The sequence below is a fragment of the Citricoccus sp. I39-566 genome (genome assembly GCF_031432995.1).
In the GTDB taxonomy this organism is placed as follows: domain Bacteria; phylum Actinomycetota; class Actinomycetes; order Actinomycetales; family Micrococcaceae; genus Citricoccus; species Citricoccus nitrophenolicus_A.
Genome location: NZ_CP133842.1, coordinates 1,306,370 through 1,318,063 on the forward strand (window position 1 = coordinate 1,306,370; position 11,694 = coordinate 1,318,063).

The window sequence follows — 11,694 nt, forward strand, 5'->3', positions numbered from 1 at the left end:
GGTCCTTTCGGGGGCGTCCGCCGGTCGACGTCAGGGCGTCGGACGGCGGTCCAGGATGCGGTCGGGCAGGAAGCTCGTGGCCATGGCCTCCAGGGCCAGCAGGGCCGGGACGTTGCCGGCCAGTCGACGGCGGGCGGTGGCGACCGCGTCGATCCGGGCCACGGTGCGTTCGGGCGGGGCGGCGTGCGCGTAGGAGGCCAGGTCGTCCCGCAGGTGCTCGTTGACCAGCTCGGCCCCGGTGCCCAGCTGCAGCGCCAGGACGTCCCGGAACAGGCCGGTCAGGTCGATCATCGCCCGGTCCAGGGTGTCATGCACGCTGCGCTTGTTCCGGGCGGTCTGGCTGTCCTCGAGCCGCTTGACGTGGTGGCGCAGCTTCGCGGGGACCTTCTCGTCCTCGCCGAGTCCGAGTGCGCGCAGCAGGGCGGCCCGCTCCTCGGCGTTGCGGACCTCGGCCGAGGCCTTCGCCTCCGCCTGGGTGACCTCCACGAGTTCCCTGGCCAGGGCCACGGCGTCCGAGGTGGCGTGGATCCGCAGCGGCAGATGCACCACGGACTCGCGGCGCTGCCGGGCGCCCTCGTCCTGGGCCAGCCGCCGGGCCATGCCCACGTGCGACTGCGAGGCCCGCGCCGCGAACAGCGCCAGCTCCGGGTCCAGCCCGTCCCGGCCCACTAGCAGGTCCGCCACGGACTGCACGGAGGGGATGCGCAACCCCACGGGGCGGCAGCGGGAGCGGATGGTCACCAGCACGTCCGCGGGGGAGGGAGCGCACAGCACCCACACGGTCCGGGCCGGCGGCTCCTCGATCGCCTTGAGCAGCACGTTGGTGGCGCGCTCCGTCATGCGGTCCGCGTCCTCGATGATGAAGATCCGCCAGCGTCCGGACGAGGGACGGTCCTGGGCGAGGGAGATCAGCTCACGGATCTCGTCGATCTTGTAGGTGACGTTCTCGGTGGCCATGACCTTCACGTCCGCGTGCGTGCCCGCCTTCACGGTCAGGCACGCGTGGCACTGCCCGCAGCCGCGCGCGGCGGGATCCTCCCGCTCGCACTGCAGCGCCTGCGCGAAGGCCCGCGCCGCATTCGAGCGGCCGGACCCCGGGGGCCCGGTGAACAGCCAGGCATGCGTGGGGTTGTCCGCCGCGGCGGCCCGGGACAGTTGCGCGACGGCGGCGTCCTGGCCCGCGAGGTCCGCCCACGCGGGTGCAGCGCCGGGTGGGGTGTCGAGTGCGGCGAGCGGCGCGCTGCCCGGTGCGGCGCTCATCGGACCGACTCCGCGTCCGGTCCGGAGGGAGTGGTCCCCGCGCCGAGCAGTCCCTCGACCCGGGCCCAGACCTCGTCCGCCAGTCCGGGGACGTCCCGGCCGGCGTCGAGCACGAGGTAGCGCTCCGGGTGGGCCGCGGCCCGGTCGGTGAAGGCGGTGCGGATGCTGCGGTGGAACGCCTCGGGCTCGGACTCCATGCGGTCCGGGCCCGCGCCGCCGGGCGCCTGCTCGCGGGCGGCGCGGCGCTCGGCGGCCGTGGCGGTGTCCACGTCCAGCAACACGGTCAGGTCAGGGTGCAGCCCGCCGGTGGCCCACTCGTTGAGCCCGGCCACCGTGTCCGGGCCGAGGGCGCGGCCGGCGCCCTGGTAGGCCACGGAGGAGTCCACGTAGCGGTCCGTGACCACGGTGCGCCCGGCCGCCAGGGCCGGCAGGACCAGCTGGCGGACGTGGGCCGAGCGGGAGGCCGCGAAGATCAGGGCCTCCGTCACCGCGTCGATGGGCGCGTGGGCCGGGTCCAGGACGAGGCTGCGCAGCCGCTCGCCCACGTCGGTGCCGCCGGGCTCCCGGGTCAGCACCACGTCCCGGCCGGCCTGGCGGAGCCGGTCGGCGAGCCGCCGGGCCTGGGTGGACTTGCCGGAGCCGTCCCCGCCCTCGAAGGCGATGAACACGCCACGCGCCGGGGCGCCGTCGCCGGCCGGGCCGCCACCGACGGGGCGGTCGGATGCGGCGGGGGCGGGAAAGGGCTCGTTCACCGGTCCAGCCTAACGGGAGCCGCCGTCACGTGACGCCCTCTCCACAGGGGAGCCGGGGTGCCGGACGTACGATGTCAGGCATGCACCCGGAAACCCTTGTGGTCAGCGTCGCCCGCCCCGCCCGTCAGGTGGATGCCCCGGTCAACGAGCCGGTGCACTTCACCTCCACCTTCGTCGGCTGGGAGCCGGACGCGGCGGGCCGTCGCCGCCTCTACGGCCGCATGTCCAACCCCACGTGGGACGGCCCGGAGCAGCTGCTGGCCGCCCTGGAGGGCGTGCCGGACCCGGCCGAGCAGCCCGCCCTGCTGTTCTCCTCGGGCATGGCCGCCATCAGCGCGGCCCTGCACCTGGCCCCCAACGGCGGCCGCGTGGTGGCACCGCAGCACGCCTACCAGGGCGGGCTCTCCCTGCTGGACTCCCTGCAGCAGACCGGCCGGCTCAGCGTGGAGCGCGTGGACATCACGGACCCCGCCGCGGTGACCGCGGCCGTGGCCGGCGCCAGCATCCTCTGGCTCGAATCGCCCACCAACCCCATGCTGGAGGTCGCGGACCTGGCCGCCCTCACCGAGGCCGCCCACGCGGCCGGAGCCCTCGTGGTGGTGGACAACACTTTCGCCACCCCCCTGGTGCAGCGACCGCTCGAGATGGGCGCCGACGTCGTGGTCCACTCGGTGACCAAGTACCTGGCCGGGCACTCGGACGTGGTGATGGGCGCGGCCGTGGCCGCGGACGCCGAACTGCACCGCCGGCTGCACGCGCACCGCACCCTGCACGGGGCCATCGCCGGGCCCATGGAGGCGTTCCTGGCCCTGCGCGGCATGCGCACCCTGGCCCTGCGCCTCGAACGCGCACAGGCCAACGCGGCCGAGCTGGCGCGCCGGCTGGAGGCGGCCCGGATCGAGGGCTCCCTGCCGCTGGCCGCCGTGACCTACCCCGGGCTGCCGGACCACCCGCAGCATGAGCTCGCGGCCGCCCAGATGCACGGCGGTTTCGGCGCCGTGCTCACCCTCGTGGTGGCCGGCGAGGAGGCGGCCAGCGCGGACGGGGCCGGCGAGGAGGCTGCCGCCGCGGCCGCCGACGCCGTGGTGCAGCGCGTGCGGCACTGGCTGCCCGGGACGTCGCTGGGCGGGGTGGAGTCATTGATCGAGCGCCGCCGCCGCTTCGAGGGCGAGCCGGCCAGCGTCCCAGCCGGGCTGCTGCGGCTCAGCGTGGGGATCGAGCACGTGGACGACCTCTGGGACGATCTGGCGTCCGCCCTGCGCGGCTGACAGCGCGGCTGACGGCACGGCTGATAGCAGACCGCACTGCGCGCCGCAGCCCGCTGGGGCGCACCGCGGCGGTAGGCTGACCCCATGCAGATCTGGCTTCTGGTCACGACCGTCGAGAATTGGCTCTACATCGCCCTGTCCCTGGTGGCCGTCGTGCTGGCCGTCTGGGCCTTCGGCGACTGCCTGGTCCGCGGCAAGGACCAGTTCGAACGGGCCGGCCAGAAGACCAAGACCTTCTGGCTGCTGCTCACCGGAGTCGCCGCCTTCGTGGGCGTGGTGTCCATGGCCGGGGCCATCGGCAGCCTCGGCGCCGGCTTCAGCCTGTTCCAGATCGCCGCCCTCTGCGTGGCCGCCGTGTACCTGGCCGGGCCGCGCGGCGAGCTCAAGCTGTTCGGCAGCGGCGGCTCGCGCCCCTACGGGTACTGATCCGGCCCCGTCGCACGGCGGGCGGCACAGGCGCGCCCCGTTAGGATATGGCCATGGCTGACACCCCCTACAAGCTCGTCCTGCTGCGGCACGGCCAGAGCGACTGGAATGAGAAGAACCTGTTCACCGGCTGGGTGGACGTCCCGCTGACGGCCAAGGGCCGCGAGGAGGCCGCCCGGGGCGGTGAGCTGCTCGCCGCCGAGGGGTTGGAGCCGGACGTGCTGTACACCTCCGTGCTCAAGCGGGCCATCACCACCGCCAACCTGGCGCTCGAGTCCGCCGACCGCCAGTGGATCCCCGTCAAGCGGGACTGGCGCCTGAACGAGCGGCACTACGGCGCCCTGCAGGGCAAGGACAAGGCCGCGATCCGCGAGGAGTTCGGCGAGGAGCAGTTCATGGTGTGGCGCCGCTCCTATGACACCCCGCCGCCCGTGCTGGAGGACTCCTCCGAGTTCTCGCAGGCCGGGGACCCGCGCTACGCCGGGCTGGGGGAGAAGCTGCCCCGCACCGAGTGCCTCCAGGACGTGGTGGCCCGGCTGCTGCCCTACTGGGAGGCCGAGATCGTGCCGGACCTCCAGGCCGGCAAGACCGTGCTGATCGCCGCCCACGGCAACTCGCTGCGCGCCCTGGTCAAGCACCTGGACGGCATCTCGGACGAGGACATCGCCGGGCTGAACATCCCCACCGGCATCCCGCTGTACTACGAGCTGGACGAGGACCTGAAGCCCGTGGCCGCCGGCCGCTACCTGGACCCGGAGGCCGCCGCCGGGGCCGCCGCGGTCGCCAACCAGGGCGCCAAGTAGCCCTTTCCCCCTCCGGGACGACGTCGGCCCGTCACCTTCTGCGCGGAAGGTGACGGGCCGACGTCGTACCCGGGGTGAACCCGGGCCGGGCGCGCTCAGTCGATGGCGATGACCGGCTCCCACTCGCCGGTGGAGAGGTAGGTGACCTTGCGGGCCACGGAGACGCCGTGGTCGGCGAAGCGCTCCAGGAAGCGGGAGGCCAGGGTGACGTCCGCGGTGGTGGCGGCGGAGGCGGACCAGGTCGGGTCCGCCACCGAGGTGAAGTTCTTGGCGTGGAGCTCGTTGATGGTGGCGTTGAGCCGCACGATCGCGGAGGCGTGCTTCAGGTCGTGCGTGGAGAGCAGCTGCTCCACCTCGCCGGCCACCGCCACCACGTGTTCGGCCATCTGGTGGAAGTCCTCGCGGGCGGACTCCGGGACCACCAGGTCCGGGAAGCGGCGCCGGGCGAGCTGGGCGATGTGGCGGGCCAGGTCCCCCATGCGCTCCAGCGAGGAGCTCATGCGCAGGGCGGCCACCACGGTGCGCAGGTCCGCGGCCACGGGGCCCTGCAGGGCGAGCAGCTCGATCGCCTTCTCGTCGAGCGCGGTCTGCAGGTAGTCGATCCGCGCATCGTTGGTGATGACGGACTCGGCGAGCTCGACGTCGGCCTCCTCGAAGGAGGTGCGGGCCTTCGACATGGCCTCGCGCACCAGCCCGGCGATCTCCACGAGCTGGTCGCCCAGCGACTTCAGATCGGCATGGAACAGTTCACGCATGGATGAGTCCTCAATCCGGCTGGTTGATGGGCCCCTGGGTGCAGGCGGCCGTGGTTCGTCCCTGCGCTTCAGGCACGGCACCGAGCCCATCCTGACGGCGGCAGGTGAACGGAAGCTGAACCGCGGGAACCTTTCCATGGACATTATGCCCGGTCCCGTCTCGGGGCCGCGGGCCCTCCCGCGGTGGGTAGTCTGGAGGGCGTGACGGATCCCGTAGTCGTTGGTGTGGTGTGCGGCCTCATCGGCTTGGTGCTCGGTGTGCTCGCCATGCTGGCGTTCCGGGCCTCCGAGCGCAGTCGTGCCGTCCACCTGAACGTGGGCGAGCCCTCGATCCCGGACGGCGCCGCCGAGGTGCTCTCCGTGATCGGCCGCGCGTACGTGCTGGTGGATGCCGTGAACGGTGTGGTCCGGGCCAACCCCTCGGCCTACGCCTTCGGTCTGGTCCGCGGCCACCACCTGGTCCACCAGGACCTGTTCGACCTCACCGACCGGGTGCGCTCGGACGGGATCATCGTGGACCGCAAGTACGAGCTGCCCCGGGGGCCGCTGGGCCAGGGCACCCTGGTGGTGCAGCTGCGTGTGGCACCGCTCGCCGACGAGTACATCCTGCTGCTCGCGGACGACCGCACCGAGATCTCCCGCACCGAGGCCATGCGCCATGACTTCGTGGCCAACGTCTCCCACGAACTCAAGACCCCGGTCGGCGCCATCTCGCTGCTGGCCGAGGCCCTCGACGACGCAGCGGACGACGAGGACGCCGTGCGCCGGTTCGCCGGCCGGATGAGCATCGAGTCGGCCCGCCTGGCCGCCCTGGTGCAGGACATCATCGAGCTCTCCCGGCTCCAGGGCAAGGACACGGTGCGGGCCGGAGAGCCCGTGAACCTGACCCAGATCGTCAACGAGGCCGTGGACCGGTCCCGGATGCAGGCCGAGGCCCGGGACATCACCATCCGGGTGGCCGGCGAGGTCCCCTCCCGGGTGTTCGGCGACCACGACCAGCTCATGACGGCACTGCGCAACCTGATCGACAACGCCGTCCGCTACTCGCCGGACGGCACCACCGTCGGCGTGGGGCTGAAGTCCGTCCGCGGCCTCGCCCAGGTGTCCGTCACGGACCAGGGGGTCGGGATCCCCGAGGAGGAGCAGGACCGGATCTTCGAACGGTTCTACCGGATCGACGCCGCACGGTCCCGCCAGACGGGCGGCACTGGCCTGGGACTCTCGATCGTCAAGCACGTCATCTCGAACCACGGCGGGGAGGTGACGGTCTGGTCCCAGCTGGGACGGGGATCGACCTTCACCGTCCGCCTTCCGGAGATGGAGCCCGATGCCGGGCAGCACCAAGAACATCCAGTGACCAAGCGGGGCCCCGGTGCCCCGACCGCCGGGGAAGGAGCCCAATCATGAGCCGCATTCTGATCGTGGAGGACGAGGAGTCGTTCAGCGATCCGCTGTCCTACCTGCTGGGCAAGGAGGGCTTCGAGGTCGAGGTCGTGGCGGACGGCAACGAGGCCGTGGTGGAGTTCGACCGGGCGGGGGCGGACCTGGTCCTGCTGGACCTCCAGCTGCCCGGCCAGTCCGGCACCGAGGTGTGCCGCCAGCTGCGCCAGCGCTCCACCGTCCCGGTCATCATGCTCACGGCCAAGGACTCGGAGATCGACAAGGTGGTCGGCCTGGAACTGGGCGCCGATGACTACGTCACCAAGCCCTACTCCTCCCGCGAGCTGGTGGCCCGGATCCGCGCCGTGCTACGCCGCCAGGGTGAGCCGGAGGAGCTGATCAGCTCCACCGTGCAGGCCGGGCCCGTGCGGATGGACATCGAGCGCCACGTGGTCTCCGTGGGCGGCGAACAGGTCTCCCTGCCGCTCAAGGAGTTCGAGCTGCTGGAGATGCTGCTGCGCAACTCCGGGCGCGTACTGACCCGGGGCCAGCTGATCGACCGGGTCTGGGGATCCGACTACGTGGGGGACACCAAGACCCTCGACGTCCATGTCAAGCGGCTGCGCGGGAAGATCGAGCCGGACCCGTCCAACCCGCGGTACCTGGTGACCGTCCGCGGCCTGGGCTACAAGTTCGAGCCGTAGACCCCCGGCCCTCACTGTGAGGGCAGGGAACACCGGTGTTCTCTGCCCTCAAAGCGTCTGTTGGCGGGGACGACGAAGGGCCGGCACCTGTGGGTGCCGGCCCTTCGTGATTCTGTGCGGTGGGACCCGCGGGGGAGTCCCTCAGTGGCCGCCCTCTTCGGCGGCCGGGGTCGCGTAGAGGTGGTCGTCGGCGTCCGGGTCGGCGCCGCCCGGGACGAACTCCCGGTACTCCTCCAGGGTGCCGTCCAGGATGGTGATGCCCACGGTCTCGGACTCGCCGTCAACCTCCACGGTGGCATCCACCAGGGTGCCGGGTCGGCCAGCGCTCGGGATGATCTGCTCGTTGGCCGGGTCCTCGAGGATCAGCGACTCCTCGGCGGGGACGTTGAACCGGGTCTGCGTGCCAGCCACGGTGATGCTGACCTCGAGCGGCTCGCCGGAGTCGGAGGACAGGGTGCCGATGTACCGGGCCTCGGCGTCCGGGGCAGCGGTGATCAGGGCGATGTTGCGCAACTCGGCGTCGCCCACGTTGGCCACGATGCCGTCGGAGGGCGCGTACTGCAGGGTGGTGGCCTGCTGGTTGATGGCGCTGCAGCCGGTGGCGCCCAGCAGGGCGACGGCGGCCAGGCCGGCCACGGAGGCCTTGCGGACGGTGGCCTTGGAAGCGGCGAACTTCACGGTGTGTTCTCCTCGGTGCGAACGTCGAACGCCGAAGGGTCATCCGGTGTGCGGACACGGGTGATCACACGGCGCGGTGCTGATGTGAGACTACCGTATGGACCCCCCTCGGGGCGGCGTGCGACGCCGCCGGGACGAGCGGGTGAATGAACGGCGAATTATCTCGATTCTCGGCCCGAGGGCAAGGATCGACACAGGTGGGGAAAATGTGACGTGGTAAACTCTGGCGGAGGGAAAGGGGACCATCCACATGGTTTTTGAGGTCGGAGAAACAGTCGTCTACCCCCACCACGGTGCGGCGAAGATCGAAGAGATCAAGATACGCACCATCAAGGGCGAGGAGAAGATGTACCTCAAGCTCAAGGTGGCCCAGGGCGACCTGACCATCGAGGTTCCAGCGGAGAACGTGGACCTGGTCGGCGTCCGGGACGTCGTGGACCAGGAGGGGCTGGAGCGGGTCTTCGGAGTCCTGCAGGCCGAGTTCACGGAAGAGCCCACCAACTGGTCGCGGCGCTACAAGGCCAACCTGGAGAAGCTGGCCTCCGGCGACGTCATCAAGGTGGCGGAGGTCGTCCGCGACTTGTGGCGGCGGGACCAGGACCGCGGGCTGTCCGCGGGGGAGAAGCGCATGCTCGCCAAGGCCCGTCAGGTGCTCGTGTCCGAGCTGGCGCTGGCCAAGAAGACCTCCGAGGATGACGCGGCCGAGCTGCTGGACGAGACCCTCGCCGCCTAGAGACACAGGAACACCCTTCACCGATGCACACCACGGTCCTCATCGTGGCCGCGGGGTCCGGGTCACGGCTCCAGGCCGGTGTGCCCAAGGCTCTGGCCGCCCTCGGTGACGGGCGGACCATGCTGGAGCACTGCCTCGAGTCCGTGGCCGCCGCGCAGTCCACCGGAGCCCTCCAGCTGAACGCCGTCGCCGTGGTGGTCCCTGCCCGCCCGGAGTCCGCGGCCGCCCTCGAACAGGTCTGCCGAACCGTCGGGGACCGCACCGGACTCATGGTGCGTTGCGTGCCGGGCGGGGCGGAGCGCGCGGACTCGGTGCGGGCCGGCCTCGCCGCCGTCCGCGCCCTGGCCGGCGCCGCCACACCCGGTGACCGGCACGCCGTCCTCGTCCATGACGCGGCCCGGCCCTTCGTGCCCCCCACCGTGTTCCACGCCGTGGTGACGGCCCTGCGGGAGGGGGCGGCCGCCGTCGTGCCCGCCGTGGCGGTGGTGGACACCATCAAGACGGTGGCGACGACGGCGACGGACGCGGCGCCGGGGACCGAGCAGGTCACCGGCACCCTGGGCCGGGCCGGACTGCGGGCCGTCCAGACGCCCCAGGGATTCGACCTCGCGGCCCTGGAGGCCGCCCACCGGCGCGCCGAACGCGAGGGGCCCGCCGACGCCGCCGCGCTGACGGACGACGCCATGGCCATGGAGGCGGCCGGCCACTCCGTGGCGGTGGTGCCCGGGGACCCGCTGGGCTTCAAGATCACCACCCGACTGGACCTGATGCTGGCCGACGCCCTGTTGGACCCGTCTACCGCGCCCTCGAGAACCCAGGAGCCGCACCCGTGACCACCCCCGTACCGCCGCTGCCGCGCACCGGCATCGGCACCGATGTCCACGCCTTCGCCCCCGCGGGCGAGGACCGCGACTGCTGGGTGGCTGGACTGCAGTGGCCCGGGGAACGGGGGCTGTCCGGGCACTCGGATGGCGATGTGGTGGCCCACGCCGCCTGCGATGCGCTGTTCTCCGCCGCCGGGATCGGGGACCTCGGCCGGCACTTCGGGACCTCGCGCCCACAGTGGGCCGGCGCGGCTGGGACCACCCTGCTGGCCGAGGCCGCCCGGCTGGTGCGGGAGGCTGGGTTCGGGATCGGCAACGTGGCGGTCCAGGTCGTGGGCAACCGCCCCAAGGTCGGGACGCGCCGCGAGGAGGCCGAAGGCGTGCTCTCCGCGGCGGCCGGGGCGCCCGTCTCGGTGTCCGGCACCACCACGGACGGGCTCGGGTTCACCGGCCGGGGCGAGGGGGTCGCCGCCGTCGCGACCGCCCTGGTCTATCCGCTCGACGTCCGGTAGTCGACTAGGATTCCCTTCCGTGGCACAGCGCTTTTATGACACCAAGACCGCGACGGTGCGGGACTTCGTCCCCCTGACCGAGGGCGAGGTGTCCCTCTACTACTGCGGGGCCACGGTGCAGGGCATGCCGCACGTGGGCCACGTCCGCTCGGCGATCGTCTTCGACATCCTCATCCGCTGGCTCGAGTACACGGGCCTGAAGGTCACCTCCGTCCGCAACGTCACGGACATCGACGACAAGATCCTGGAGAAGTCGGCCGCCTCCTTCGGCGAGGACTTCGAGGAGGATGACCTCTACCCGGCCGAGGAGCCGTGGTTCGCCCTCGCCTACCGCTTCGAGCAGGAGTTCGCCCGCGCCTACGCCACGCTCGGCGTCCGCCGGCCCACCTACGAGCCCCGCGCCACCGGCCACATCCCGGAGATGCTCGCGCTGATCGCCCGGCTCGTGGAGGCCGGCCACGCCTATCCGGCCACGGACGGCTCCGGAAACGTCTATTTCGAGGTGCGCTCCTGGGACTCCTACGGCGAACTGACCCGCCAGCGGCTCGAGGACATGCAGGACGCGCCCGACGCCGACCCGCGCGGCAAGCGCGACCCGCGCGACTTCGCGTTGTGGAAGGGTGCCAAGGACAGCGATCCGGCCACCGCGCTGTGGGACTCGCCGTGGGGCCGCGGGCGGCCCGGCTGGCACCTCGAGTGCTCCGCCATGGCCACCAAGTACCTCGGCAAGCACTTCGACATCCACGGCGGCGGACTGGACCTGCGCTTCCCTCACCATGAGAACGAGCTCGCCCAATCGGCCGCGGCCGGGGATCCCTTCGCGGAGTTCTGGCTGCACAACGGGATGGTCACCTACGCGGGCGAGAAGATGTCCAAGTCGGTGGGCAACACCATCTCGCCCGAACAGATGCTGGAGCAGGCCCGGCCGAAGGCCGTGCGGTACTTCCTGGGCCAGGCCCACTACCGCTCCCAGCTGGACTACCGCCCCACCTCCCTGCAGGAGGCCCAGTCGGCCGTGGAGCGCATCGAGGCGTTCCTGGACCGCGGGGCCGACGTGGTCGCGGAGGCGCAGCTGCAGCGCGAGGAGGCGGCCGCCGTCGCCGCCTCCCTGAGCGGGCAGGGCGACGGGGCGGAACCCGAGGCCGTGTACGTGGCCCAGTTCTCCTCCGTGCCCACGGCGTTCCGTGCCGCGATGGAGGACGACCTGAACGTGCCGCAGGCCCTGGCCGTGCTGCATGACGCGGTCCGCGCCGGCAACAGCGCCCTGGCGGCCGAGGACGTCGAGGCGGTGGAGCAGCACTACGCGGACGTGCAGGCCATGGTGGATGTGCTCGGGCTCGACGACGTCCCGGAACCGGAGTCCGCGCAGGACCCTGCCGCGCAGCACGCCCTCGACACCCTGATCCGCGCCCAGCTGGACGCGCGCGCCGCGGCGCGCGAGGCCCGGGACTGGGCCACCGCGGACGGGATCCGGGACACCCTGGCCGCGGCCGGCGTCGTGGTGGAGGACTCCGCCGGCGGGGCGCGCTGGTCCCTGCAGTAGCGCGCCGGCCGGGCCGTAGACTGGGGGCAGTCCCGACCGTCGCCCGAAAGGCACCA

13 protein-coding genes are annotated in these 11,694 nt (G+C 72.3%); 9 read left to right on the forward strand and 4 right to left on the reverse strand.

Features of this window, described 5'->3' with window-relative positions; genetic code table 11:
- Nucleotides 1-30 precede the first annotated feature (30 nt).
- A complete protein-coding gene (locus RE421_RS06110; RefSeq protein ID WP_309815945.1) occupies nt 31-1,260 on the reverse strand; it encodes a DNA polymerase III subunit delta' in 1,230 nt (409 codons plus the stop codon).
- Entirely contained in the window at nt 1,257-1,928 is a 672-nt protein-coding gene (tmk, locus tag RE421_RS06115) for a dTMP kinase (RefSeq protein WP_309817123.1), read from the reverse strand. Before tmk ends, RE421_RS06110 begins: the two co-directional genes overlap by 4 nt.
- A gap of 164 nt (nt 1,929-2,092) precedes the next feature.
- Between tmk and RE421_RS06120 the strand changes: the two genes are divergently transcribed.
- From RE421_RS06120 to RE421_RS06130, 3 genes are all read left to right on the forward strand, one after another.
- On the forward strand, nt 2,093-3,280 hold the full coding sequence (locus tag RE421_RS06120; RefSeq protein ID WP_309815948.1) for a PLP-dependent transferase: 1,188 nt from the start codon (nt 2,093-2,095) through the stop codon (nt 3,278-3,280).
- A gap of 84 nt (nt 3,281-3,364) precedes the next feature.
- Nucleotides 3,365-3,706, forward strand: a complete 342-nt coding sequence (locus RE421_RS06125; protein ID WP_309815951.1) for a DUF2516 family protein — start codon at nt 3,365-3,367, stop codon at nt 3,704-3,706.
- Between the two features lie 53 nt (nt 3,707-3,759).
- Nucleotides 3,760-4,509, forward strand: coding sequence for a phosphoglyceromutase (locus RE421_RS06130; protein ID WP_309815953.1), 750 nt, complete (start codon nt 3,760-3,762; stop codon nt 4,507-4,509).
- Between the two features lie 95 nt (nt 4,510-4,604).
- Here the strand turns inward: RE421_RS06130 and phoU are convergent, their stop codons facing one another.
- A complete protein-coding gene (phoU, locus tag RE421_RS06135) occupies nt 4,605-5,264 on the reverse strand; it encodes a phosphate signaling complex protein PhoU (protein ID WP_309815956.1) in 660 nt (219 codons plus the stop codon).
- 267 nt (nt 5,265-5,531) lie between these two features.
- Here phoU and RE421_RS06140 point away from each other — a divergent pair, with 267 nt between their 5' ends.
- Entirely contained in the window at nt 5,532-6,671 is a 1,140-nt protein-coding gene (locus tag RE421_RS06140; protein ID WP_309817127.1) for an ATP-binding protein, read from the forward strand.
- Nucleotides 6,668-7,348 (forward strand): response regulator transcription factor, encoded by a 681-nt coding sequence (locus RE421_RS06145; RefSeq protein ID WP_115932948.1) that lies wholly within the window; start codon nt 6,668-6,670, stop codon nt 7,346-7,348. Before RE421_RS06140 ends, RE421_RS06145 begins: the two co-directional genes overlap by 4 nt.
- Before the next feature lie 141 nt (nt 7,349-7,489).
- On the opposite strand, the gene RE421_RS06150 is transcribed toward RE421_RS06145, so the two are convergent.
- Complete coding sequence (locus RE421_RS06150; protein ID WP_309815959.1) at nt 7,490-8,026, reverse strand: hypothetical protein; 537 nt, start codon at nt 8,024-8,026, stop codon at nt 7,490-7,492.
- Between the two features lie 250 nt (nt 8,027-8,276).
- On the opposite strand from RE421_RS06150, the gene RE421_RS06155 reads away from it, so the two are divergent.
- The 4 genes from RE421_RS06155 to cysS are packed head-to-tail and all read left to right on the forward strand — an operon-like array spanning nt 8,277 to nt 11,638.
- Nucleotides 8,277-8,759 carry a CarD family transcriptional regulator gene (locus tag RE421_RS06155; protein ID WP_309815963.1) on the forward strand — a complete coding sequence of 161 codons (483 nt, stop codon included), beginning with the start codon at nt 8,277-8,279 and terminating at the stop codon, nt 8,757-8,759.
- 23 nt (nt 8,760-8,782) lie between these two features.
- Nucleotides 8,783-9,592 (forward strand): 2-C-methyl-D-erythritol 4-phosphate cytidylyltransferase, encoded by an 810-nt coding sequence (gene ispD, locus RE421_RS06160; protein ID WP_309815965.1) that lies wholly within the window; start codon nt 8,783-8,785, stop codon nt 9,590-9,592.
- Nucleotides 9,589-10,095, forward strand: coding sequence for a 2-C-methyl-D-erythritol 2,4-cyclodiphosphate synthase (gene ispF / locus RE421_RS06165; RefSeq protein ID WP_309815967.1), 507 nt, complete (start codon nt 9,589-9,591; stop codon nt 10,093-10,095). The genes ispD and ispF overlap by 4 nt, the downstream gene beginning before the upstream one ends.
- A 19-nt stretch (nt 10,096-10,114) precedes the next feature.
- Nucleotides 10,115-11,638, forward strand: a complete 1,524-nt coding sequence (gene cysS / locus RE421_RS06170) for a cysteine--tRNA ligase (RefSeq protein ID WP_309815969.1) — start codon at nt 10,115-10,117, stop codon at nt 11,636-11,638.
- Nucleotides 11,639-11,694 lie beyond the last annotated feature (56 nt).